This window comes from Enterobacter sp. 148H3, assembly GCF_034107425.1.
GTDB classification, from domain to species: domain Bacteria; phylum Pseudomonadota; class Gammaproteobacteria; order Enterobacterales; family Enterobacteriaceae; genus Enterobacter; species Enterobacter vonholyi.
This window is the reverse complement of the sequence record NZ_JAWNEI010000011.1, coordinates 19,811-44,755: the sequence shown is the minus strand read 5'-3', so window position 1 is coordinate 44,755 and position 24,945 is coordinate 19,811. Positions and strand designations below refer to the sequence as shown.

The 24,945-nt window shown below is 56.2% G+C and carries 23 protein-coding genes; 16 read left to right on the top strand and 7 right to left on the bottom strand.

The annotated features are described in order from the left end of the window. Positions 1-58: 58 nt before the first annotated feature. Positions 59-2,194 carry an intracellular growth attenuator family protein gene (locus USH94_RS16460; RefSeq protein ID WP_111963765.1) on the bottom strand — a complete coding sequence of 712 codons (2,136 nt, stop codon included), beginning with the start codon at positions 2,192-2,194 and terminating at the stop codon, positions 59-61. A gap of 324 nt (positions 2,195-2,518) precedes the next feature. Between USH94_RS16460 and nudE the strand changes: the two genes are divergently transcribed. Next, positions 2,519-3,079 carry an ADP compounds hydrolase NudE gene (gene nudE / locus USH94_RS16455; protein WP_008503041.1) on the top strand — a complete coding sequence of 187 codons (561 nt, stop codon included), beginning with the start codon at positions 2,519-2,521 and terminating at the stop codon, positions 3,077-3,079. 88 nt (positions 3,080-3,167) lie between these two features. On the opposite strand, the gene mrcA is transcribed toward nudE, so the two are convergent. Next, positions 3,168-5,720: a peptidoglycan glycosyltransferase/peptidoglycan DD-transpeptidase MrcA gene (gene mrcA, locus USH94_RS16450; protein WP_111963766.1), complete on the bottom strand. Its 2,553-nt coding sequence runs from the start codon at positions 5,718-5,720 to the stop codon at positions 3,168-3,170. A gap of 120 nt (positions 5,721-5,840) precedes the next feature. Between mrcA and pilM the strand changes: the two genes are divergently transcribed. The 12 genes from pilM to trpS all read left to right on the top strand — a co-directional run bounded on the left by pilM (position 5,841) and on the right by trpS (position 15,824). Beyond that, positions 5,841-6,617, top strand: a complete 777-nt coding sequence (pilM, locus tag USH94_RS16445; protein ID WP_111963767.1) for a pilus assembly protein PilM — start codon at positions 5,841-5,843, stop codon at positions 6,615-6,617. Continuing rightward, complete coding sequence (locus USH94_RS16440) at positions 6,614-7,108, top strand: PilN domain-containing protein (RefSeq protein WP_111963768.1); 495 nt, start codon at positions 6,614-6,616, stop codon at positions 7,106-7,108. Before pilM ends, USH94_RS16440 begins: the two co-directional genes overlap by 4 nt. Before the next feature lie 51 nt (positions 7,109-7,159). Then, positions 7,160-7,567 carry a HofO gene (locus USH94_RS16435; protein WP_248175403.1) on the top strand — a complete coding sequence of 136 codons (408 nt, stop codon included), beginning with the start codon at positions 7,160-7,162 and terminating at the stop codon, positions 7,565-7,567. Continuing rightward, positions 7,557-7,961 (top strand): HofP DNA utilization family protein, encoded by a 405-nt coding sequence (locus USH94_RS16430; protein ID WP_111963770.1) that lies wholly within the window; start codon positions 7,557-7,559, stop codon positions 7,959-7,961. Before USH94_RS16435 ends, USH94_RS16430 begins: the two co-directional genes overlap by 11 nt. Beyond that, on the top strand, positions 7,873-9,111 hold the full coding sequence (hofQ, locus tag USH94_RS16425; RefSeq protein WP_111963771.1) for a DNA uptake porin HofQ: 1,239 nt from the start codon (positions 7,873-7,875) through the stop codon (positions 9,109-9,111). The genes USH94_RS16430 and hofQ overlap by 89 nt, the downstream gene beginning before the upstream one ends. 286 nt (positions 9,112-9,397) lie before the next feature. Further along, positions 9,398-9,919 (top strand): shikimate kinase AroK, encoded by a 522-nt coding sequence (aroK, locus tag USH94_RS16420; protein ID WP_003861630.1) that lies wholly within the window; start codon positions 9,398-9,400, stop codon positions 9,917-9,919. 57 nt (positions 9,920-9,976) lie between these two features. After that, complete coding sequence (gene aroB, locus USH94_RS16415) at positions 9,977-11,065, top strand: 3-dehydroquinate synthase (protein WP_111963772.1); 1,089 nt, start codon at positions 9,977-9,979, stop codon at positions 11,063-11,065. 92 nt (positions 11,066-11,157) lie between these two features. Continuing rightward, positions 11,158-12,474 carry a cell division protein DamX gene (gene damX, locus USH94_RS16410; protein ID WP_111963773.1) on the top strand — a complete coding sequence of 439 codons (1,317 nt, stop codon included), beginning with the start codon at positions 11,158-11,160 and terminating at the stop codon, positions 12,472-12,474. Between the two features lie 67 nt (positions 12,475-12,541). Further along, a complete protein-coding gene (gene dam / locus USH94_RS16405) occupies positions 12,542-13,354 on the top strand; it encodes an adenine-specific DNA-methyltransferase (protein WP_111963774.1) in 813 nt (270 codons plus the stop codon). Between the two features lie 41 nt (positions 13,355-13,395). Further along, on the top strand, positions 13,396-14,073 hold the full coding sequence (gene rpe, locus USH94_RS16400) for a ribulose-phosphate 3-epimerase (protein ID WP_024907923.1): 678 nt from the start codon (positions 13,396-13,398) through the stop codon (positions 14,071-14,073). Beyond that, positions 14,066-14,827 (top strand): phosphoglycolate phosphatase, encoded by a 762-nt coding sequence (gph, locus tag USH94_RS16395; protein WP_111963775.1) that lies wholly within the window; start codon positions 14,066-14,068, stop codon positions 14,825-14,827. Before rpe ends, gph begins: the two co-directional genes overlap by 8 nt. Further along, positions 14,820-15,824, top strand: coding sequence for a tryptophan--tRNA ligase (trpS, locus tag USH94_RS16390; protein WP_111963776.1), 1,005 nt, complete (start codon positions 14,820-14,822; stop codon positions 15,822-15,824). The genes gph and trpS overlap by 8 nt, the downstream gene beginning before the upstream one ends. 124 nt (positions 15,825-15,948) lie before the next feature. On the opposite strand, the gene USH94_RS16385 is transcribed toward trpS, so the two are convergent. The 4 genes from USH94_RS16385 to nirB form a co-directional block, all read right to left on the bottom strand. Then, a complete protein-coding gene (locus USH94_RS16385) occupies positions 15,949-16,119 on the bottom strand; it encodes a YhfL family protein (protein WP_008503029.1) in 171 nt (56 codons plus the stop codon). 143 nt (positions 16,120-16,262) lie between these two features. Then, the gene (cysG, locus tag USH94_RS16380) at positions 16,263-17,636 is read right to left on the bottom strand and encodes a siroheme synthase CysG (protein WP_111963777.1); all 1,374 of its coding nucleotides are present in this window, start codon (positions 17,634-17,636) and stop codon (positions 16,263-16,265) included. Positions 17,637-17,770: 134 nt separating this feature from the next. Next, positions 17,771-18,097 (bottom strand): nitrite reductase small subunit NirD, encoded by a 327-nt coding sequence (gene nirD, locus USH94_RS16375; RefSeq protein WP_008503027.1) that lies wholly within the window; start codon positions 18,095-18,097, stop codon positions 17,771-17,773. After that, positions 18,094-20,637, bottom strand: coding sequence for a nitrite reductase large subunit NirB (gene nirB, locus USH94_RS16370; RefSeq protein WP_111963778.1), 2,544 nt, complete (start codon positions 20,635-20,637; stop codon positions 18,094-18,096). The genes nirD and nirB overlap by 4 nt, the downstream gene beginning before the upstream one ends. 240 nt (positions 20,638-20,877) lie before the next feature. On the opposite strand from nirB, the gene USH94_RS16365 reads away from it, so the two are divergent. Beyond that, entirely contained in the window at positions 20,878-22,179 is a 1,302-nt protein-coding gene (locus tag USH94_RS16365; protein ID WP_111963780.1) for a cytosine deaminase, read from the top strand. Between the two features lie 18 nt (positions 22,180-22,197). On the opposite strand, the gene tsgA is transcribed toward USH94_RS16365, so the two are convergent. Then, a complete protein-coding gene (gene tsgA, locus USH94_RS16360; protein ID WP_111963781.1) occupies positions 22,198-23,382 on the bottom strand; it encodes an MFS transporter TsgA in 1,185 nt (394 codons plus the stop codon). Between the two features lie 277 nt (positions 23,383-23,659). Between tsgA and ppiA the strand changes: the two genes are divergently transcribed. Further along, positions 23,660-24,232, top strand: a complete 573-nt coding sequence (gene ppiA, locus USH94_RS16355; RefSeq protein WP_014885514.1) for a peptidylprolyl isomerase A — start codon at positions 23,660-23,662, stop codon at positions 24,230-24,232. A gap of 106 nt (positions 24,233-24,338) precedes the next feature. Further along, on the top strand, positions 24,339-24,923 hold the full coding sequence (locus tag USH94_RS16350; RefSeq protein WP_111963782.1) for a putative adenosine monophosphate-protein transferase Fic: 585 nt from the start codon (positions 24,339-24,341) through the stop codon (positions 24,921-24,923). Positions 24,924-24,945: the final 22 nt, after the last annotated feature.

Sequence of the window (24,945 nt, the reverse complement as noted above, 5' to 3'; positions counted from 1 at the left end):
CTCCAGCCAGAAGAAACGTGCGCGACAGGGTAGCACATCTTGTCGCGCAACGACGTTATCAGATCAGGCTCTCAGACGAGGGGATCAGCTTAGGATTGAGGCAGTTTTCATAATATTGCTGGATGTCGGCAAGCCGCGTGCGTGAGCGCTGGTAGCGGCGCAGGGCCATAAAACTGTTCCAGAAAATGGCGATCAGCATCGCGGTCATCAGCAGCGAGGTGCCGATGTAGCGCCACAGCCCAGCGCTATCCGGCATCCGGTGCAGGCCGATATGGCGAGTGCCGTTGGCGTCGGTATAAATACTCGTGACAATCCCTTCTGCGCTGAACGGCGTTTGCATCAGCATCTGCGCCAGGCGCTGGAATTGGCTCCACTGCTCCTGCGCCGGATAATCATAAAGCGCCACCTGCGGATAAGGCTGATCGACCAGGTCGCTGCCCTCATCGCTTGCAATTACAAAGCCGCCCGGTGCCGGGCTGTTCAGCGCCTGAGCCGCACGGGTGGTCTCGCGCATCATGAACGGTGACGTCGAGGTAGCGACCAGGTTATCCAGAGATTCAGCGCTAACCGGCCGCAGCAGCACGTTGACGCCATCCAGTCGTCCCGCTTCGGCGCGTTTCACCAGCGAGTCCCAGTCTTTACTGTTCCCGAGGTTTACCAGGGCATTTTTAAGACGTATGCACTCATCCTGAGAGGAACAAAGATCCTGCGTTTTCAGGACGATGTCACCAAAATCATCCAGCAGAACCATGCCCGATTTTTGAATGGCCGAACGCAGTGCGGGACTAACGCGTGAATCATCGTCCGGTTTCGGGTGCAGCTGGCGGTTAACCGTCTGGGTAAGAGCCGTGGCTTTATTCACGACTTCGGATTCCGGTAGCGGCAGCGGCGGTGCGTCGTTCCAGATAATTTGTGAGCAATCGAACGGCATAAACGGTGAGTTCTGGCGCGTGTTCCACGCCCCCGGGGTGTGAATATTACACATCCCGGTTCCCTTCAGGCGCAGCGTGTCCCCCACGCGCACGCCGGCTTCATCCAGTTTGTTGACGCTGGTCGCTTCAATGGTTTGCGCCCCTTTGATCCACGACAGGGTGAATTTGATGGGCATATCCAGCGGCACGAAAAGCAGCAGCATGACTAAGACCAGCGCGGCGCCGCCGGCAATGACCGTGCTGCGAAGCCAATGCTGAAGCGGAAAATTTTTCACTTCATCATGCAGAGATAAGAAGCGCCCCTGACGCACAACGTGGCGGTCAAGGTAGATATCAATGTCGGTTTTCTGCCCCAGGTCCTGCGCGATCCACGGTTGCCAGTGGCGCGGGTAGATCAGGTCGATAATACCGAGCGAGATATTGTTGAGATGTTCCTGATCGTTTTCACCGAAGAGGCCCCAGCGCTTTGGCGTTCCGCGCAGGCAGTGGATTTCGCGCAACGAGGTTTTGGCCGGTGGGGCAAAGAGCCCCCAAAGCCCGCCCGCCAGCAGCAGAACCGCACCGCCAGCCAGCCAGGGGACAAACACATCCGGCGTGAGGAGGCAGATAAAAAAGAGCAGGAAGGCAGCAACGATCAGAATGGCTTCGCGGATGCCGTCCGGGCGGCTCAAAGCGTACTCTTCATGGGTTTCCTGGCGAATATTCAGCAGTTCAATCTGCTCAGTCTCTTCGCCACGAATGGAGGCCTGCGTTGAACTGGCGCGTTCCAGCGCAAAACGAGGGGCTTCCTGAAGGTATTCATTCAGCGTATGGCCGTTAAGCGAGATAACCAGGGGCAACGAGTCGGTGTGAATCAGCTCAACGCTGTTTTCGTCGTTAATGTATTGCTCCCAGGACGGGGGCAGATGCACTTCGACGGAATCAAGGTAATAGCGCCATTTGTTAGGGTCATCAGTAGTGATGCCATAGCGCGTGATGGAGCGCGTCACGCAGAGCACGGTATCACTTTGTGCATTAAGATTTAGCGCGACGGGCGCAGCGGTGGCTCCCGTTGGCCCAGGCGTTAACTGAGTACGGTTCAGGATTTCGAGATAGTTTTCAACCGCATCGCGCTCGTCTTGCGTAAGTTTACGCGTGCTCGCACCCGCAAATGCATTTAAAAAGGGCAGGCGATAACGGCGCTGTACGCGGCGCCTGTACAACCACCCTGCAACCAACGCACCGGCCAGCATAGCAGCGAGAACAATCAAAATGGTGCTCATGCTTTCCCCATCTTACTTATCTTCTTACAGGTGTAGTCAGTAGCACCTTTACATTGAATGAGAGTCTGTGGTTGGCTATCGGCAAGTATGGAGTCGAACTTGAGCATTCTGAAGCGCATCCCAGTGACCGGTGATGATAGCAAAGCCTGTTATGGCGCGATATCAGCAAATTCCTGGAAACATTTCAACCTCTTGACATTTGTTTTGAATTGAGGATTGATCCCAAATACGTTGCATAAATGTAAATAAAGAACAATTGACATTGCCGAAACCGTGCAGCGTATCGCACAATAACGCCAGTTCTCACTGCTAAGACCCATCAAGATGAGCAAACCATTACAAAAACCCACCATTCTGAATGTTGAAACTGTCGCCAAATCGCGCCTGTTTAATGTCGAAAGTGTGGATCTGGAGTTCAGCAACGGTGTGCGTCGCGTTTATGAACGTATGCGCCCTTCTTCGCGCGAAGCGGTGATGATTGTTCCCATTGTCGACGATCATCTGATTTTGATCCGCGAATACGCTGTGGGAACGGAATCTTACGAGCTCGGGTTCTCGAAAGGGCTTATCGACCCGGGTGAAACCGTCTTTGAAGCGGCGAATCGCGAGCTGAAAGAAGAGGTGGGGTTCGGGGCTAATGAGCTTTCATTCCTGAAAAAGCTGAGCATGGCACCGTCCTATTTTTCCAGCAAAATGAATATCGTGGTGGCTGAAGATCTCTATCCTGAATCGCTGGAAGGGGATGAGCCGGAGCCGTTGCCGCAGGTTCGCTGGCCGTTAGCGCACCTGATGGATCTGCTGGAAGACCCTGACTTTAATGAGGCCCGCAACGTGAGCGCGCTGTTCCTGGTACGGGAGTGGTTGAAGGGGCAGGGGCGACTGTAGTGGCCTGATGCCCTCGCCCCAACCCTCTCCCACGGGAGAGGGAGCAAACACAAAAACGGCAACCAGAGGTTGCCGTTTTGCTTTGTGGTTAGAACAGCTCGTGCGTTTCGCCGTTATCGATAATCTCTGTACCCACCTCGTGCACCGCCTGTGTGGTTGGCTGGGTGCCCTCAATGAAATACTCTTCGCGACTATTACCGCCGTTGGCAAGCTGACCGGTGCTGCGGTCGATATTGACCGTCACCACGCCTGGCGGCGGCGTTAACGGCTGCTCCGGCACACCTTCAAGAACGGACTTCATGTAGGCATCCCAGGCCGGCTGCGCGCTCTTCGCTCCGCCTTCGTAGCCGGAAATCTGATCCTTAATCGCGCCGGATGCCGTGGTACGACCTAAATCACGGCGGTGATCGTCGAAGCCGATCCAGACCGAGGTCACCACGCCCGGACCGTAGCCGGAGAACCACGCATCTTTCGAGCTGTTGGTTGTCCCCGTTTTACCGCCGATATCATGGCGCTGCAAGTCGCGTCCTGCGCGCCAGCCGGTACCCTGCCAGCCCGGTTCACCGAAGATGTTGGTGTTCAGCGCACTCTTAATCAGGAACGACAGCGGCGTGTTGATCACATGCGGTGCGTACTCCTGCGCGCCGGTCTGCGCCACCAGCGCCTGGTTCGCCTGCTCGAGCTGCGGCTGCGGCACAACGCCGTTCTGCTGCTCCTGCGACACGGCAGGGTCTTCCATGTCCTTATTCTCAAGCACCTCGGATTTCGGCGTATTGCCGTAAATGACCGGGATATCGCAGTCAGGGCAGGCAATTTTCGGCTTCGCTTCGAACAGCACGCCGCCCTGATCGTTCTCGATTTTACTGATGAAGTATGGGTCAACCAGGAAGCCGCCGTTAGCCATCACCGAGTACCCGCGGGCGACCTGAAGCGGCGTAAAGGAGGCTGAGCCTAACGCCAGCGACTCGGTGCGAACGATGTTCTGTGCCGGGAAACCGAAGCGCTGCAGATACTCTGCGGCATAGTCGACGCCCATCGCGCGCATGGCGCGCACCATCACCACGTTTTTCGACTGCCCCAGACCCTGACGGAGACGAATAGGACCGGCATACTCCGCAGGGGAGTTCTTCGGCTGCCAGTCGGAACCGGCACCGGCATCCCAGCGGGAAATTGGCACGTCGTTGAGGATGCTGGCGAGGGTCAGTCCCTTATCCATCGCGGCCGTGTAGAGGAACGGTTTGATATTGGAACCGACCTGACGCAGCGCCTGCGTGGCGCGGTTAAATTTGCTCTGGTTGAAATCAAACCCGCCGACCAGGGCCAGGATCGCACCGTTCTGTGGATTGATAGAGACCAGGGCCGAGTTGACGTCCGGCACCTGTGCCAGCCACCAGGCTTCGCCTACTTTGCGCACCCAGATTTGCTGCCCGGTCTGAACTGCATCGGTCACTTTACGCGGCGTTGCGCCCTGTAGGGTATCCGAGCGGTACGGACGCGCCCAGCGGACACCGTCCATGCGCAGAGAGACGGAGGTGCCGTCCGCGAGCGTCGCAACGGCTTCCTGAGGATCGGCCTGCGTTACCACGGCAGGCAGGAGCGGACCATAGGTTGGCAGCGCCTTCAGCGTACTGGTGATTTTTTTGCTGTCCCACGCGCTTTCGCCCACTTTCCAGAGCACGTTTGACGGGCCGCGATAGCCGTGACGCATATCGTAGTCCATCACGTTGTTCCGTACCGCTTCCTGAGCCGCCTGCTGGACTTTGCGGGTGACGGTGGTGTACACGCGATAGCCATCTTCATAGGCCTTGTCACCATAGCGATTCACCATCTCCTGGCGAACCATTTCGGTCAGGTAAGGAGATGCAAAGGCGATCTCAGGGGCGTGGTAGTTAGCGTCAATGACATCGTTACGCGCCTGGTCGTATTCGCTCTGGCTGATGTAGCCTTCACTCAGCATACGTGAGAGGACGACGTTGCGACGCGCGGTGGCGCGATCGAGCGAGTAGAGCGGGTTAAACGTGGATGGCGCTTTTGGCAGCCCGGCTATGGTGGCCATTTCGCTTAAGGTGAGTTGCTCAACAGGCTTGCCGAAGTACACCTGTGCGGCAGCCCCCACGCCATAGGCGCGGTAGCCCAGGTAGATTTTGTTGAGGTACAGCTCAAGGATTTCGTCTTTGCTCAGCAGCTGCTCAATACGGATCGCAAGGAATACCTCTTTGATCTTACGTATCAGCGTCTTTTCAGGGCTGAGGAAGAAGTTACGCGCCAGCTGCTGCGTAATGGTGCTCGCCCCCTGAGAGGCGTGACCAGAGAACAACGCAATGCTCGCGGCACGGAAAATTCCCACCGGATCGACACCGTGGTGCTCGTAAAAACGGCTGTCCTCCGTGGCGATAAAGGCTTTCACCATCACGGGTGGAATTTGGTTTAAGGTCAGCGGAATACGGCGCTTCTCGCCATACTGCGCCATCAGCTCGCCATCGGCGCTATAGACTTGCATCGGGATCTGTAGGCGCACATCGCGAAGCGTGGCGACATCAGGCAGCTGTGGCTCAATATATTTGTACAAACCGTAAATCGAGCCTGCTCCCAGCAGAATGCAACAGACTGCAAGGATGAATAAATACTTTACGAACTTCACCGGAGATTTCCCATTTGGTTTCACTTGGGCAGTTTCTAAACAATCGCGCGGTAGTATAAAGGCAAGCCTGATTCATTGATATAGCCGTCAAGACGACGGGCGATAAGGAGATCGTGAAGCATGGCTTTCAAAGTATGGCAAACGGGCGTTCATATTCAACAGGATAGGGTGCGAATCGTCTCGTTGGCCCGGGAGAGGTCTGGCTGGTGCTTACGCCGCTGGTGGGCGATACCTCTGGCCGAAGGTATCATTCGTGACGGCAAAATTTGTCAGCCAGAACAGATGGTTGATGCGTTACGCGACTGGCGAAAAACGCTGCCCCACTACCACCGCGTGTTCCTCTCTTTCCCGGCAGCACGCACCCTGCAGCGGTCGCTTCCCCTTCCGGCCGCTGCGCTGCGCGACAGCGAGCAGCTAACATGGCTCGGTGCGGCGCTCGCGCGAGAACTGGAGATGTCTGCCGAAACGCTCTGTTTCGATTACGCGCAGGATACCTTCAGCAATACCTTTCACGTGACTGCCGCGCAAAATAACGAGGTCGACACCCTACTGGCGCTGGCGAAAACGCTGCGTTTGCGGCTGGTAACCATTACTCCGGATGCCAGCGCGCTGGCGAATCTTCTTCCTGCGGTGGCACCAGCGAAATGCATCGCCTGGCGGGACGATCGGCAGTGGCTCTGGGCTATGCGCCACCAGTGGGGACGCCGCTTAACTACCGAAGCAGAAAGCATGGCTGAGCTATCGGCGCTGCTGGCTCTTGGTCCAGATGACATCGCGCTGTTTGATAGCCGACGTGACCCGTGGGAAATCCTGGAACGTTATCATGCTCCATTACCGGACTGCGGCGCTGATTATACTGTTGCGCTGGCTTTGGCCATGAGTGAGGTACCCGCATGAGCATCATGAACTTTCTGCCGTGGCGACAGCAGCGGCGCTCGCGATGCCTGCGCTTCTGGGGCGCAATGTGTGTCGGCACAGTGCTGTTGCTGTTCGTGACCATTTTCTGTCTGCGGATGAACCATCTCGTGAGGCTGCGCGCGCTGCAAACGGATCTGACGGGAATGCAGTCCGTGCAGCACGCGCTTGTCGCCCGGCAAAGACTGACCGCACAGGCGCAGATGCCCGTGCAGACCGTGCAACAACGGGCATGGCAACCGGTGCTGGAATCCCTTTCCCGCGCCGTTCCGGCACAGGTCTGGCTGACGGAGTTGCGCTATCAGCCCCCTGCTCTGATGCTGAGCGGGTATGCCATAACCCTGCCGGCCCTGTCTGCTCTGCGCGATGCGCTTGGCCTAATAGCGGATTTTACGCCCGGGACGACGGGTGAGCTTCGGCAGGACAGCCAGGGGCGCTGGATGTTCACCCTCCATCTTAAAAGCGAGGGGTAACGCGTGGATACCCTGTTAGAACGCTGGTGCGAAAGCCGTCCCTGGAATCGGGTGCTCTTCTGGTTTCTGGCGAGCCTCCTGGCTGGACTGGCAGCGTGGGGCACCATGCTCAGACCGGTAGACGGGCAGAGTGCCGAACGACAACGCCAGCTGATTCAGGACGTGAGGACGAATGCAGCGTTATGGTCTGCCGTCAGAAAGACGCCGTTTCGTCCGAAAATAACGGAAGCACTGGAGAAGACGCCGTTCTCCCCGCTCGATTTTCAGGGCGATGACGCGACGCTCGTTCACTGGAAGCCGCTACAGAACGGAGGAGAACTGATGCTGGAGGTAGAGTGGCAGGCTATCCCGGCGCTTTTTTCCCGGCTGGCGCAGCGGGATGTGCAGATCGCCGCTTTCGCGATTACACCACATGGCACAGCGTTGCGCCTGCGGCTGGAGCTAGAACATGCGAAATAGCACGCGATGTTTGCTGGTTTGCTCTGCGCTGCTACTGACCGGTATGCGCGATCCCTTTCACCCGCCGGACGATCCCTGCGCCATTGGCGAGCTGGCGCAGTGGCACTATCGCGGCATGGTGGGAGGACAGCAGGCTATCGGCATTTTACAGGATGGACAAAAGCGCTGGTATCGGCTGAAAACGCATGAGCGCTTTCCGGAAGGCTGGACGATAACAACCATCAATGAAACGGATCTGGTTGTTGATGTGGGTGACACATGTGAACCAGGAAAATGGACGTGGCAACGAGAAGGAAAGGATAAGAATGAATTTACGGATAATGCTGTGGCTGCTGGCGTTCAGCCATCCGCTGTGGGCCGCCGCGCCAAAACCGGTCACGCTGGTGGTGGATGACGTTCCTGTAGCCCAGGTACTACAGAGTCTGGTTGCCCAGGAGAATAGAAATCTGGTGATATCGCCTGATGTCGGCGGCACGCTTTCGCTCAATCTGAAGCGCGTCCCCTGGCGACAGGCATTACAGACGGTTGTCGCCAGCGCTGGCCTCGTTTTGCGAGAGGAGGGCGGCATTTTTTATGTGTATACCGCGGCCTGGCAGCGTGAACAGCAGGAACGCTCGGAACAGGAGCGGGCCCGAAGACAGCTTGATGCGCCGCTGGTGTCTCACAGCATCGCTTTTTCCTATGCCGATGCCGGAGAGCTGCAGAAAGCCGCGGAAAAACTCCTGAGTCCAAAGGGGAGTTTATCCGTCGACACGCGTACCAACCGGCTGCTGATTCGGGATAACCAGACGGTGGTGGAGACTCTACAGCGCTGGGCCGCCCAGATGGATATTCCCGTCGAACAGGTCGAGCTGGCGGCGCACATTGTGACCATTAATGAAAAAAGCCTGCGCGAGCTAGGGGTGAAGTGGAATCTCGCCGACGCCACCGATGCGGGCAAAGTTGGACAGCTCACCACGCTTGGCAGCGATCTTTCCGTTGCCAGCGCCACCAGCCACGTGGGTTTTAACATCGGACGGATCAATGGTCGGCTGCTTGATCTGGAACTCTCTGCGCTGGAGCAAAAACAGCAGGTCGATATTATCGCCAGCCCGAGGCTTCTGGCCTCGCATATGCAACCAGCCAGCATCAAGCAGGGGAGTGAGATCCCGTATCAGGTCTCAAGCGGTGAAAGCGGGGCGACCTCAGTTGAGTTTAAGGAGGCGGTATTAGGCATGGAGGTCACGCCGGTGGTATTGCCGGGGGGGCGCGTGCGCCTGAAATTGCATATTAGTGAAAATATGCCGGGACAGGTTCTGCAGCAGGCTGACGGCGAAACGCTGGCGATCGACAAACAGGAGATTGAAACCCAGGTGGAGGTAAAAAGTGGAGAAACGCTGGCGTTGGGCGGAATTTTTTCGCAGAAAAACAAAACCGGCAGTGACAGCGTGCCCGGGCTCGGGAAAATCCCCTGGCTTGGGCAGCTTTTTCGTCACGATGGTAAGGATAATGAACGGCGCGAGTTAGTGGTGTTTATTACGCCACGTCTGGTCGGTATTCGCTGACGGGTAACGATCCCCGCAATGATTTTGCATTCAGTTTGTTGCAGATGTTTGACGTGGGGCATGAATTAGCATACAAGGAGTACCGATTTGAGTTGGACTTACGTCTTATTACCTTATGCGCCCGACGCGGTGATTTAATCAGTTGCCAAACAAGCCGGAGTATTGAGATAATTTTTAGTCTGACTCTCGCTCTATTGCATATGAGGTTTCAGTTCATGTCCTGCTACGCTGGGTGTCTGCGAAGCGGGGATTACCATTAACGAATAGTCTTAGTAGTACCGATAAAATGGCAGAGAAACGCAATATCTTTCTGGTTGGGCCTATGGGTGCCGGCAAAAGCACTATTGGGCGTCAGTTAGCTCAACAACTCAATATGGAATTTTACGATTCTGATCAAGAGATTGAGAAACGAACCGGAGCTGATGTGGGCTGGGTTTTCGATGTAGAAGGCGAAGAAGGTTTCCGTGACCGAGAAGAAAAAGTGATCAACGAACTCACGGAAAAACAGGGCATCGTTCTGGCAACAGGCGGCGGTTCTGTGAAATCTCGCGAAACCCGTAACCGTCTCTCCGCCCGTGGCGTAGTGGTCTATCTTGAGACGACTATCGAGAAACAGCTGGCACGTACGCAGCGCGATAAAAAGCGCCCGCTGCTGCAGGTTGAAACGCCACCACGCGAAGTTCTGGAAGCATTGGCCGATGAACGCAATCCGCTGTATGAAGAGATTGCCGATGTGACCATTCGTACTGACGACCAGAGCGCTAAAGTGGTTGCAAACCAGATTATTCATATGCTGGAAAGCAACTGATTCTGGCTTTATATACACTCGCCTGCGGGTAAAAGCATTAAAGGTGGATGTCGCGTCATGGAGAGGATTACAGTTACTCTCGGGGAACGTAGTTACCCTATCACCATCGCGGCTGGTTTGTTTAACGACCCAGCTTCCTTTTTACCACTGAAAGCGGGTGATCAGGCGATGCTGGTCACCAATGAGACGCTGGCTCCGCTTTATCTCGACCGCGTACGCCATCTGCTTGAGCAGGCGGGCGTAAAAGTCGACAGTGTGATTCTCCCCGATGGCGAGCAGTATAAAAGCCTGACGGTACTGGATACCGTCTTTACCGCATTGCTGCAAAAACCGCACGGTCGCGATACAACACTGCTTGCCCTGGGCGGCGGTGTTGTGGGCGATCTGACCGGCTTTGCGGCCGCAAGCTATCAGCGCGGCGTCCGTTTTATTCAAATCCCAACCACGTTGCTGTCCCAGGTCGACTCCTCTGTGGGTGGCAAAACGGCAGTCAACCATCCGCTCGGCAAAAACATGATTGGCGCGTTCTACCAGCCTGCATCGGTGGTGGTGGATCTCGACTGTCTGAAAACCCTGCCGAAGCGCGAACTGGCTTCGGGTCTGGCGGAAGTGATCAAATACGGCATTATTCTGGATGGCGAGTTCTTTGTCTGGCTTGAAGAGAATATGGATGCGTTGCTGGGCCTGGATGAGGCTAAACTGGCATACTGCATTCGTCGTTGCTGTGAGCTGAAAGCAGAAGTTGTCGCTGCAGACGAGCGTGAAACGGGCTTACGTGCTTTACTGAATCTTGGGCATACGTTTGGTCACGCGATTGAAGCCGAAATGGGTTACGGCAACTGGCTGCACGGTGAAGCCGTCGCGGCCGGAATGGTCATGGCAGCCCGCACCTCTGAACGCCTCGGACAGTTCAAACCGGAAGAGACGGCACGTATCATTGCGCTGCTTGAACGTGCAGGTTTGCCGGTGACCGGGCCGCAGGAGATGTCGGCGCAAGCGTATTTACCCCACATGATGCGCGATAAAAAAGTATTGGCAGGTGAGATGCGTCTTGTACTCCCGCTTGCAATAGGGAAGAGTGAAGTGCGCGGCGGAGTGCCGCACGATGTCGTTCTTGGCGCTATCGCTGATTGTCAGCAGGCGTAACAACTAGAAAGGTCAGGCCACTGTCGCAGGTGGTCGTTTAGCTTCAGGTGAAATGCAAAGTCGTTGGCATAAGCCTTTGAGTGGGGTGTTAAATGGATGAATTCAAACCAGAAGACGAGCTGAAACCCGATCCCAGCGATCGTCGTACTGGTCGTTCTCGTCAATCTTCAGAACGTGATAACGAGCCGCAGATCAACTTTGACGATGTTGATCTGGATGCAGACGATCGTCGCCCTTCGCGCAGCCGCAACGCGCACGAAGAGCGAGCAGAAGAGGATTATGAGTCCGAAGAAGATTCAATGGACGAACAGCCTGTAGAGCGTCGCCCGCGTAAACGTAAAAAAGCCGCTGCGCCGAAACCGGCTTCCCGCCAGTACATCATGATGGGCCTTGGCGTTCTGGTGCTTGTGCTGCTGATTGTCGGCATTGGCTCCGCGCTTAAAGCGCCGTCAACGAACTCAACCGAGCAAACGGCTTCCGCTGAGAAGAGCATCAACCTGTCCGGTAACGATGCGACCAATCAGGCGAATGGTGCTCAGCCTGCACCGGGTGCGACTTCTGCAGAGCAGACCGCAGGCAACACCACAGCGCCGCAGGATGTTTCTCTGCCGCCCGTTTCTTCAACCCCTGCTCAGGGCCAGGCACCTGCTACGCCTGAAGGTCAGCAGCGCGTAGAAGTTCAGGGAGACCTGAACAATGCGCTGACGCAGCCGCAGAACCAGCAGCAGGTTGATAACGTCGTGGTTAACTCCACGCTGCCAACCGAGCCGGCAACCGTTGCCCCGATTCGCGGTGGTAACGCCCAGCCACAAACGGCTGCGACGGAAAACAAACCGCGCCAGACGCAAACTGCGACACGTCCTGAACGTAAGCAGGCGGTGATTGAGCCTAAGCGTGAAACCAAACCTCAGTCAGTAGTCAAAGCGCCTGAAGTGAAAGCCGTACCGGCACAGCCGAAACATACTGAAACGGCGGCGGTGAGCGAGCCTGCGAAAGCGCCAGTCACGCAGACGGCGCCGAAAGCAACGGCGACCACAACAGCACCGGCTGCCACAGCTGCGCCTGCAGCAACGACTCCAGCAGCCACGGCAACAGCCTCCAGCAGCGCCGCAGGCAAAACTGCAGGTAACGTTGGTTCGCTGAAGTCTGCGCCATCCAGCAACTACACGCTGCAGCTGAGCAGTTCGTCTAACTATGACAACCTCAACAGCTGGGCGAAGAAATCAAATCTGAAAAACTATGTTGTTTATCAGACGACCCGTAACGGTCAACCGTGGTACGTGCTGGTCAGCGGCGTGTATTCGTCCAAAGATGAAGCGAAACGTGCCGTTGCGGCACTGCCAGCGGATGTTCAGGCGAAAAACCCCTGGGCGAAGCCGATTCATCAGGTTCAGGCCGATCTGAAGTAATGTTTAAAGCGCAGGATGCTGTCGGAGCTTTCTCCACAGCCGGAGAAGGTGTAATCAGTTAGTCAGCATGAAAAAAAATCGCGCTTTTCTGAAATGGGCAGGGGGGAAATACCCCCTGCTCGATGATATTAAAAAGCACCTGCCTGAAGGCGAGTGTCTAATCGAGCCTTTCGTGGGTGCAGGATCGGTGTTCCTCAACACCGATTTTTCTCGTTATATCCTGGCGGATATCAACAACGATCTTATCAGCCTCTATAACATCGTTAAGCTGCGCACCGAAGAGTATGTCGCAGAGGCGCGCAAACTGTTTACGCCAGAGAACAACACCCCTGACGTCTACTATCAGTTCCGCGCGGAGTTTAATCAGAGCCAGGATCCATTCCGCAGAGCGCTGCTATTCCTCTATCTCAACCGTCATGGTTACAACGGCCTGTGCCGGTATAATCTTCGTGGGGAATTTAACGTGCCGTTTGGTCGCTATAAGCGCCCGTATTTCCCGCAGGACGAGCTGTATCACTTTGCCGAAAAAGCGCAGAACGCTGAGTTTCATTGCCTCTCCTATGAAGAGTGTATGGAGCTGGCAGGCGTAAACTCGGTGGTTTACTGTGATCCGCCTTACGCACCATTGTCTGCAACGGCGAATTTCACCGCTTATCACACCAACAGCTTCAGCCCGGCCGAACAGGCTCGTCTGGCTGAGATGGCGGAAAAGCTGGTCAGCAAAAGAATTCCGGTGTTAATTTCAAATCACGACACGCCTGATACGCGCGAATGGTACAAAGCCGCGAAGCATTTTCAGGTTAAGGTGCGGCGTAGCATTAGCAGCAACGGCGGCACGCGTAAAAAGGTGGACGAACTTCTGGCTCTTTATCGCCCCTGAGCCGTTTTGCCCGCCGGTAAACACATTTCAAGGAGAAGCGGATGAAACAGTTTTTGATTGCTCCCTCAATTCTGTCGGCCGATTTTGCCCGCCTGGGTGAAGACACTGCCAAAGCTCTCGCGGCTGGTGCAGATGTTGTCCATTTCGACGTTATGGACAACCACTACGTCCCTAATCTGACCATTGGCCCAATGGTGCTCAAAGCATTACGTAACTACGGCATTACCGCCCCGATCGACGTTCATCTTATGGTGAAGCCTGTTGATCGCATCGTGCCTGACTTCGCCGCAGCGGGTGCCAGCATCATCACTTTCCATCCGGAAGCCTCTGAACACGTAGATCGCACGCTGCAGCTGATCAAAGAGAACGGTTGTAAAGCGGGCCTGGTGTTTAACCCGGCCACGCCGCTGAGCTATCTCGATTATGTCATGGATAAACTGGACGTGATTTTGCTGATGTCCGTTAACCCGGGCTTTGGCGGTCAGTCGTTTATCCCCCACACGCTGGATAAGCTGCGTGAAGTACGCCGTCGCATTGATGAGTCAGGTTACGATATTCGTCTGGAAGTGGACGGCGGTGTGAAAGTGAATAACATTGGTGAAATTGCGGCGGCAGGTGCGGATATGTTCGTTGCCGGTTCAGCCATTTTCGACCAACCGGATTACAAAAAAGTCATTGATGAAATGCGCCGCGAGCTGGCGAAGGTAAGTCATGGATAAATTGCAGGCAATTCGGGGTATCGCATTTGACCTCGACGGCACGCTGGTCGACAGCGCGCCGGGCTTAACGAGCGCCGTAGACCAGGCGCTGTACGCGCTTGAACTCCCCGTTGCGGGTGAAGAGCGTGTCGTCACGTGGATTGGCAACGGGGCCGATGTTCTGATGGAGCGCGCGTTGACGTGGGCGCGTCAGGAGCGTGCGTCACAGCGTTCCGCCCAGGGTAAACCGAGCGTCGATCACGCGGATATCCCGCAGGAAGAGCAGCTGCGTATTCTGCGCAAACTGTTCGATCGTTTCTATGAAGAGACGGTCGAAGAGGGCAGCTTCCTGTTCCCGGACGTTCAGGAAACGCTGAGCGCGCTGTCCGCGAAGGGCATTCCGCTGGGACTGGTGACCAACAAACCGACACCTTTTGTCGCACCTCTGCTGGAAGCGCTCGATATCGCGAAGTATTTCTCCGTGATTGTGGGCGGCGACGACGTGCAAAATAAAAAGCCCCATCCGGAACCGCTGCTGCTGGTGGCAGGAAAATTATCCTTAACGCCTGCGGAGCTGCTCTTTGTCGGCGATTCACGCAATGATATTCTGGCTGCCCGCGCGGCTGGATGTCCTTCCGTGGGGTTAACCTATGGCTACAACTACGGTGAAGCCATCACGCTGAGTGAGCCGGACGTTGTTTTCGACCACTTCAAAGATTTGTTGCCCGCTCTCGGGCTTTCGCACAGTGAAAATCAGGAATTGAACAATGACTAAGCCCATCGTTTTTAGTGGCGCACAGCCTTCAGGTGAATTGACCATTGGTAACTACATGGGTGCGCTACGTCAGTGGGTCAGCATGCAGGATGAGTACCATTGCATTTACTGCATCGTCGATCTCCATGCGATTACCGCGCGTCAGGATCCTGAGAAGCTGCGCAAAGCCACGCTGGACACCCTAGCGCTGTACCTGGCCTGCGGTATTGATCCAGAGAAGAGCACCATCTTCGTTCAGTCTCACGTGCCGGAGCACGCGCAGCTGGGCTGGGCGCTGAACTGCTACACCTATTTCGGCGAGCTGAGCCGCATGACCCAGTTCAAGGATAAATCTGCCCGCTACTCTGAAAACATCAACGCCGGACTGTTCGACTATCCGGTGCTGATGGCGGCAGACATCCTGCTGTATCAAACCAACCAGGTGCCGGTGGGTGAAGACCAGAAGCAGCACCTGGAGCTGAGCCGCGATATCGCCCAGCGCTTTAACGCGATCTATGGCGATGTGTTTAAAGTACCTGAGCCATTCATTCCGAAGTCCGGCGCGCGCGTCATGTCGCTGCTTGAGCCGACCAAGAAGATGTCCAAGTCTGACGATAACCGCAATAACGTTATCGGCCTGCTGGAAGATCCAAAATCGGTGGTGAAAAAACTCAAGCGCGCGGTCACGGACTCCGACGAACCGCCTGTTGTGCGCTACGACGTGCAGAACAAAGCGGGCGTCTCCAACCTGCTCGATATCCTCTCCGGTGTGACCGGTCAGAGCATCCCTGAGCTGGAAAAACACTTCGAAGGCAAGATGTACGGCCACCTGAAAGGCGAAGTGGCAGATGCCGTTTCCGGCATGCTTACTGAGCTGCAGGAGCGTTATCACCGCTACCGTAACGACGAAGCTTTCCTGCAGAAAGTGATGAAAGAGGGCGCGGAAAAAGCCAGCGCGCGCGCGTCCGAAACCCTGAAAGCGGTGTATGAAGCGATTGGGTTTGTCGCGAAACCGTGACAGCGTTAACGTTTTTAGGGTTTGTACCCTCTCCCTGTGGGAGAGGGCCAGGGTGAGGGCATCAGGCCGCACTTCCCTAAACAAAAAACCGGGACATCCCGGTTTTTTTACGCCTGTAAAACGCTTACTGCTGTGCCGCCGGACCGCAACCACCGATGATCTTCGAAATGGAGATCGCCGGGTGCAGCAGGTAATCGTAGCTGCAGTTATTTTTGGTGTTCTGTACATGACCGGTACAGGCAGTCAGAGTCGATAACAGGCCAACCAAAACGGCGGCCTTTGCCAGTTTGAACATACGCATTCCTTGTCTTAAAAACGAAAGTTAGATGTAAATCAAGGGAATAAAGGGGAAAGTTCCACTTCGGGGCAGTATGTTATCGACAGCGGTAAGAGGGGAGTAGTCCGTATAGGGACTACTCCGGAAAGGAAGAATATGCGTTAGTGATTCGAGAACCAGTTCAGCTTATCGCGCAGCTCAACCACGCGGCCCACCACGATCAGCGCCGGGCTTTCGACCTGCTGCGCCAGCTCGCCCAGCTGCGTCAGCACGCCATCCACTACGCGCTGCGTAATGGCGGTGCCGTTTTCGACCAGCGCGACGGGCATATCCGCATTCATACCGTGTTCCAGCAGCTTCGCCTGAATCGTGGCGGCCTGGTTTAGCCCCATGTAGAACACCAGCGTCTGCTTTTCAGCGGCCAGGTTATGCCAGTCCAGCTCGCTGCCGGTTTTAAGATGCCCCGTCACCAGACGCACGCTTTGGGCGTAGTCGCGGTGGGTCAGCGGAATGCCAGAGTACGCTGAACAGCCGGATGCCGCCGTAATGCCCGGCACGACGGAGAAGGGAATACCCGCGTCACAGAGAGTTTCCAGCTCCTCGCCGCCGCGACCAAAGATAAACGGATCGCCACCCTTAAGGCGCACCACGCGTTTACCTTTCTGCGCCTCGCGCAGAAGGATCTGGTTAATCTCCTCCTGCGGCACGCAGTGGTAGCCCGCCCGTTTGCCCACGAAGACGCGGTCGGCATCGCGGCGCACCAGGTTCATAATGTCATCGGAGACCAGGCGATCGTAAACCACGGTATCGGCCTGCTGGATCTGCTGTAGCCCTTTTAGCGTCAGCAAGCCCGCATCGCCGGGGCCTGCGCCCACCAGCACCACTTCACCGCGGTGCTCCAACGGCTCACTCAGCAGCTGTTCGGTGGTCTCTTCAACAGCTTTGGTGTCCTGATTCGCCAGCGACTGCGCCAGCCTGTCGTTCACAAAGAATTTTTCCCAGAAGCGACGACGCTCGCCCACGGTCGAAAAGGTTTGCTTCACGCGGGAGCGGAGCTGCCCGGCATAATGCGCAATCTGACCAAGATGCTGCGGCAGCAGGGCTTCCAGCTTTTCCCGCAGCAGGCGGGCGAGGACCGGGGAGCGTCCGCCGGACGATACGGCTATCATCAGCGGCGAGCGGTCGATAATCGACGGCATGATGAAGCTGGCCTCTTTCGGCGCATCCACCACGTTGCAGAAAATTCTGCGCGCTTCGCAGGCATCGCTCACGCGCTGGTTCACTTCATCGTCATCCGTCGCTGCAATGGTCAGCCAGCAGGTATCCAGCAGGGACTCATCAAACTCTCCCTGTTCCAGCGTGAGCATCCCTTCCTGAGCCCAGACCTCAAACTGTGGTGCGAAGGCAATGGCGTTAACGGTCAGTCGGGCGCCAGCCTCTAACAGCAGGCGCGCTTTGCGTTCAGCCACATCGCCGCCGCCCACGAGCAGGCAGTCGCGGTTGCGTAATTGACAAAAAATCGGCAGGTGATCCACGACGTTACCTCACAGCATTCATGGCGGGGGAAGAATTGACGTCAGGATAACAGCAGGAATCGTACAGAACATACGGTTTTTCCTGCCGTTACCCATAAGGGGTCATAAGCCTTTCCTATTGAAAAGGCGAGGGGTTACGCTTTCAGCTGCACCTCGCCGTCCTTCACGCGGACGTCGTAGTGTTTGACCGAGAAGCTTTCATCTTCCATGCAGAGTCCGTCGGTTAAGCGGAAGCGCTGCTTTTTCAACGGGCTGGCGACCCACAGTTCACCCTGATGCTCGGCAATCAGTCCGCGGGAGAGCACGCTGGCCTCGAAGAACGGGTCGATGTTGCTGATAGCAAAGACCTGTTCATCGTGGCGAGGGCGAAAAATCGCCACCTGCTCGTTGCCCAGCAGCGCACAGACGCCGGTTGCGGGGAGAATGTCGTTAATATTGCAGATGTTTACCCACTGGCTCATGCGTTTTCCTCCACCAGCGTAACCGGAATGCGTTCATACGGTGTCGCCGGACGATGCTGTTCACGCTCCGGCACTACCTGCACGTTCGGGTCGCGCTGGGTGCTATTTATGAAGTGTTTGAAGCGCATCTGCGCCGCCGGGGTGTTGACGGTTTCCGTCCATTCGCAGATCACCGCCTCGCGCAGGCGGGCCATCTCGGCTTCCAGATGCTCGTTCAGGCCCAGCTTGTCGTCGATAATGACTGATTTAAGGTAGTCGATGCCGCCTTCCAGGTTATCGAGCCAGGAAGCGGTACGGGTCAGCTTATCGGCGGTGCGGATATAGAACATCATGAATCGGTCGAGATACTGAATCAGCGTGTCGCGATCGAGATCCGCCGCCAGCAGGTCCGCATGGCGCGGTTTCATCCCGCCGTTGCCGCACACATAGAGGTTCCAGCCTTTCTCGGTGGCAATAATACCCACGTCTTTACCCTGCGCTTCCGCACATTCGCGGGTGCAGCCGGAGACGCCAAACTTCATTTTGTGCGGGGTACGGATGCCTTTGTAGCGGTTTTCCAGCTCAACGCCGAAGCCCACGCTATCCCCGACGCCGTAGCGACACCAGGTGCTGCCCACGCAGGTTTTCGCCATGCGCAGCGCTTTGGCGTACGCGTGGCCGGTTTCGAAGCCTGCTTCAATCAGCTGACGCCAGATTTCCGGCAGGTCGTCCTTCTGCGCGCCAAACAGGCCGATACGCTGGGAGCCGGTGATTTTGGTGTACAGGTTAAATTCCCGTGCGATACGGCCCACCGCGACCAGCCCTTCCGGCGTGATTTCGCCGCCGGCGGAACGTGGAATCACGGAGTAGGTGCCGTCTTTCTGGATGTTGGCCAGGAAATTGTCGTTGGTGTCCTGCAGCGGCGTATGCTCGGGCTTGAGCACGTACTCGTTCCAGCAGGAGGCCAGCAGGGAGCCGACGGTCGGTTTACAGACTTCGCAGCCGTAGCCCTGTCCGTGCTTCTCCAGCAGTTCGTCGAAGGACTTAATGCCCTCCACGCGGATCAGGTGATACAGCTCCTGGCGAGAATACGCGAAGTGCTCGCACAGGTTGTTGTTCACTTCGATGCCCTGTTTTGCCAGTTCGGCGTTCAGCACCTGAGTGACCAGCGGAATACAGCCGCCGCAGCCGGTACCGGCTTTGGTTTCGGCTTTCAGGGCCGCAACGGTGTGGCAGCCTTTGTTGATGGCGGAGATCAGCATGCCTTTGGTGACGTCGAAGCAGGAGCAAATCTGCGCGCTGTCCGGCAGTTTATCCACGCCGATTGACGGCTTGCCGCTGGAGGCATGAGCCGGAAGGATCAGCGCGTCCGGGTTTTCCGGCAGTTCGATGGCGTTGAGCACCAGCTGGAGCAGATTGCCGAAGTCGCTGGTGTCGCCCACCAGCACCGCGCCGAGCAGGGTTTTGTTGTCCTGACTGACGATGAGTCGTTTGTAGACCTCTTTGCTTTCGTCGAGATAGACATAGCTGCGGGAATTCGGGGTGCGGCCGTGCGCATCGCCAATACCGCCGACATCTACGCCCAGCAGCTTCAGCTTGGCGCTCATGTCTGCGCCGGTAAAGGCGTTTTCGCTGCCGAGGATATGGTCCACTGCGACCTGCGCCATTTTGTAGCCGGGCGCCACCAGACCGTATACGCGGTTGTTCCAGCTGGCGCATTCGCCAATCGCGTAGATATCCGGATCGGAGGTCTGGCAGGTGTCGTTAATCATGATCCCGCCGCGCTGCGCCACGGCAAGACCGCACTGGGTCGCCAGCTTGTCGCGCGGACGAATACCGGTGGAGAAGACGATGAAGTCTACTTCCAGCTCGCTGCCGTCGGCAAAGCGCATGGTTTTGCGCGCTTCAGTCCCTTCCTGAACGATCTCTTTGGTGTTCTTGCTGGTGTGAACCTTCACGCCCATGCTTTCGATTTTACGACGCAGCTGGTCACCGCCCATGTGGTCGAGCTGTTCTGCCATCAGCATCGGGGCAAATTCGATGACGTGGGTTTCAACGCCGAGGTTTTTCAGCGCGCCTGCCGCTTCCAGACCCAGCAGGCCGCCGCCCACCACCGCGCCGCGTTTGCTTCGACGCGCGCAGGATTCGATGGCGTTAAGGTCTTCAATGGTACGGTAGACGAAGCAATCCTGAGTTTCCGAGCCTTTAATTGGCGGGATCCACGGATAGGAGCCCGTCGCCATGATCAGCTTGTCGTAAAAAACCGTACGCCCGGCGCTGGAGTGGATCACTTTTTCCTGACGGTTGATGGTGATAGCGCGTTCGCCCACCAGCACTTTTACGCCATGCTTCTCGTAGAAACCTTCACGCACCAGAGAGAGCTCTTCGGCGGTATGATGGGAGAAGTAGGAAGACAGGTGCACACGGTCGTACGCCTTGCGGGGTTCTTCACAGAACACGGTAATATCGAACTGCTCAGCATCGGCCTTATCGAGAAGATCCTCAATAAAGCGGTGGCCGACCATGCCGTTACCGATGATAGCGAGTCTGAGTTTGCTCATTATTGCCTCGATTTCTTTTCTATTATTGCCTACCTTAACGATTCAGCAGTGGCGCTTATTGATGCAAATCAAATACGTCTTAGCCTACTCCTTAGGTGGTATGCGACTGATTTGTCAGGATTTTTATAAGTGGCGGAAATCGCAGGCTTTTCGTGCTCGTTGAATTTGTGTACAAATCAGGAGATGGTTTTGCCAAAATCGATACGCCTGAAAATCAGCGGCGTTTTTTAGGGGAAGGGTATGTCTACAACACCGTTATGGCTTGTTCAGAATGTTCGTTTACCGGGTCGGGAAGGGCTGTGGCAGCTCGCCATTGAGAACGGGCGATTTGGTGACATCACCCCGATGGACGACACCCACGCCGAAAGTTATGAAGTATTGAATGCGCGCGGTGGGCTGGCTATCCCGCCGTTCATTGAGCCGCATATCCATCTTGATACGACCCAGACGGCGGGCGAGCCGAACTGGAACCAGTCCGGCACGCTGTTTGAGGGCATTGAGCGCTGGGCGGAGCGCAAGGCGTTGCTCAGTCATGACGACGTGAAAGCGCGCGCCTGGAAAACGCTGAAGTGGCAAATCGCTAACGGCATCCAGTTTGTCCGCACCCATGTGGATGTATCCGACCCGACGCTTACCGCCCTGAAGGCGATGCTGGAGGTGAAGCAGGAGGTGGCCCCGTGGGTAACGCTGCAAATCGTTGCGTTTCCGCAGGAAGGGATTCTCTCTTACCCGAACGGCGCGGCGCTGCTGGAAGAGGCGTTAAAGCTGGGCGCCGACGTGGTGGGGGCGATCCCACACTTCGAGTTCACCCGCGAGTATGGCGTGCAGTCGCTGCATATCGCTTTTGAACTGGCGAAGAAGTATGACCGTCCGCTGGATATCCACTGCGATGAAATCGACGACGAGCAGTCGCGGTTTGTCGAGACGGTGGCAGCGCTGGCGTATGAGGCCGGCATCGGCCCGCGCGTGACGGCCAGCCATACCACCGCCATGCACTCCTACAACGGCGCTTACACCTCGCGGCTCTTCCGTCTGCTGAAGATGTCGGGGATTAACTTCGTCGCTAACCCGCTGGTCAATATCCACCTGCAGGGGCGCTTTGATGACTATCCGAAGCGCCGCGGCATCACCCGCGTGAAAGAACTGCAGGAAGCGGGCATAAACGTCTGCTTTGGTCATGACGACGTCTTCGACCCGTGGTACCCGCTCGGCACCGGCAATATGCTGCAGGTGCTGCATATGGGGCTGCACGTCTGTCAGATGATGGGGTATCCGCAAATCGACAATGGCCTGAACCTGATCACCCACAACAGCGCCCGTACCTTCGGCCTGAGCGATTACGGTATTGCTACGGGAAACCCGGCGAACCTGATTATTCTGCCTGCGGAGAGCGGGTTTGAAGCGGTGCGCTGCCAGGTGCCGGTGCGCTGGTCGATTCGTCAGGGGCGGATTATCGCCACCACGCAGCTGGCGCAAACCTGGATCCAGATGGATACCGGAGGAGAAGAGGTGAGTTTTGCCAGAAACAGCCCCTCTGCGTAATGCAAAGGGGCGCAGGGTTTAGTGCGATGCCGCTACCGCGTTGTGCTGGCGGTGGCGGGTCACGAAGCCCAGAACGAAGCACATGATGAACACCACGGCGTACAGACCGTTCGCGGTGTGCAGCGCGGCCAGCGGGCCGCTGTGGGCAACGATCGGGCCCGTCACCACGAAGGTCAGCATGGTGCCGATGGTGCCGCAGGTCAGAACGAAGTTAACCAGCTTCGGCGAGGCCACTTTGGTCTGCAGGGAGCCCAGGGTAATGATCGAGGTATAAATGGCGCTGGAGAAGAAGCCCAGGGTCAGAATGAACCACGGCATATGTTCCGGGGAGCCGTTGATGAACAGATACATCAGCACGGTCGCCAGGCCCGCCAGCACGGTCAGAATGCGCTGCAGGTCGAAGAAGCGCAGGATGAAGCTAAACGCCCACATGCCGAACATGTAAGACATCCAGAAATCGCTCACCAGTTTACCCGCATCGTTCAGGCTCATACCCAGACCTTTGGCGTATTCCGGTACCCAGGAGATAAAGCCCAGCTGGCCCAGGATGTAGCACAGGGCGGCGATGGAGAGGAACAGTACGCCGATACCCCATTTCTCTTTCGCGACGGGTTTTGCAGTGGTTTGCGCTTTTTTGCCCAGCACCGGGAACTCGCAGCCGAAGGTCAGAATAAAGATCGCCACGTAGACCAGACCAATGCAGGCATAGACCCAGTACCACTCAATGCTGCGGGCCAGCAGAACGGCCGCGACCATTGGGAAAATCATCCCGGCCATGCTGAAGAAGGAGTCGGTAAACAGCAGACGCGCGCCGCGCTGGCGGCCTTCATACATATGGGTAATCAGGAACGTACCAATCGACATAGTGATCCCGCTGACCAGACCGAGAACGAACATGGCGGCGGAGAACAGGGCGATGCTGTGGCTTAGCATCAGACCCGCCACGGCGGCGACCATCAGTACAAAGCCAAAGCGTAACTGGGTTTTCAGCGGGACGATTTCCATCAGCCAGGCATTCAGGAAGATAGAGATCAGGATCCCCGCGTTGAGGAAGGTGAAGGTGTTACTCATGCTGGAAACGGGCAGATGGAAGTAGTCTGCGATATTCCCCATCACCATCCCGGTGACGATCACCAACGCGCCGGTCAGGGCGTAGGAGAAGAAGCTGATCCATGTGAGCTTGATGCGATTGCTGTTAGTCATGTCTGGCCTGTTCAGAAAAAGAAAAGCGCCCAGGGGCGCTGAGAGCGGGCAGATTTTAGTCGTTAAAGTGATCTATTCCTATCTTTTAAGGGCAATGAATGCGTCATTGCAGGTTTTAGTGTGATCTAAATCACATTAATTGGCGGCATAACCAATCGTTTGCGTAGTAATAATTGTTTCAACTTCGTAAAATTAGGTAAAAGGCTGGTCTCCGTTCATACTGCTCTTTAGAATCAAGCCATTCGCTTTTTATACTGCGCTTTGTTAAGGAATTCTCATGCTCAAATCAACACTGGCGGCTGTCGCAGCTGTGTTTGCTCTTTCTGCCGTTTCCCCTGCTGCGCTGGCAGCAAAAGGGGACCCTCACGTTCTGCTGACCACCTCCGCCGGGAATATTGAGCTGGAACTGAATAGCCAGAAAGCCCCTGTTTCCGTGAAAAACTTCCTCGACTATGTGAACAGCGGTTTCTACAACAACACCACTTTCCACCGCGTGATCCCAGGCTTCATGATTCAGGGGGGCGGTTTCAACGAGCAAATGCAGCAGAAACAGCCAAACCCGCCTATTAAAAATGAAGCGGACAATGGCCTGCTGAACAAGCGCGGCACCATCTCAATGGCGCGTACCGCGGACAAAGACAGCGCGACCAGCCAGTTCTTCCTCAACGTGGCGGATAACGCCTTCCTCGACCACGGTCAGCGCGACTTCGGCTATGCGGTCTTCGGTAAAATCGTGAAAGGGATGGACGTGGCTGACAAGATTTCTCAGGTGCCTACTCACGACGTCGGTCCGTACCAGAATGTCCCGTCAAAACCAGTGGTTATCCTCTCCGCAAAAGTTCTGCCGTAACTCTTCTGAGCGCGGGCCTCTACAGCCCGCGTTATCTCGCCCTCCCTGCGAAAGCGCGTTTTGCTGCTTATACTTGTGGCAAACGGACTATTCAGGGAGGCGTTAAGTGAAAAAACTCACCGACAAGCAAAAATCCCGTCTCTTGGAACAGCAGCGTAACGTCAATTTACAGGCCAGTTGTCTCCTTGAAAAAGGTAATGGTCCCTCAGAACCCCATATTGAGACGCTGGAGCTTGGGCCTTCCGCGCCCGGGCTACCCCATCTGTGCCTTATTCATCGTCATTTGTACCGCAGTGAGATGAAGCGGGCAGGTGAGCTCCGTACCGAGGATATTTTTAAAGGTGACATTCCCTTCTGCCATTTTGAGTACATCGAAAAGATGGGGAACGAGCTGATGGCGGCGCTGGAAAGCGAAAAGTATCTTGTGGGTCTTGAGAAAGCGGCGTTTGTTGACAGAGTTAGCCACTACTACTGCGAAATCAACATGCTGCATCCGTTTATGAGCGGCAACGGTATTGCCCAACGCGTTTTCTTCGAGCAGCTGTCGCTCCATGCGGGCTATTCACTGGACTGGCGTAATATCGACCCCGAGCAGTGGGTTGCGGCTAACCGAAGTGGCGCAACGGGAGATTTAACCGCGTTAAACGCTATCTTTGCCAAAGTAGTGAGCGAAGCGCGGGAATCTGAGTAGAATAGGGCGGCATTTTTTTCGG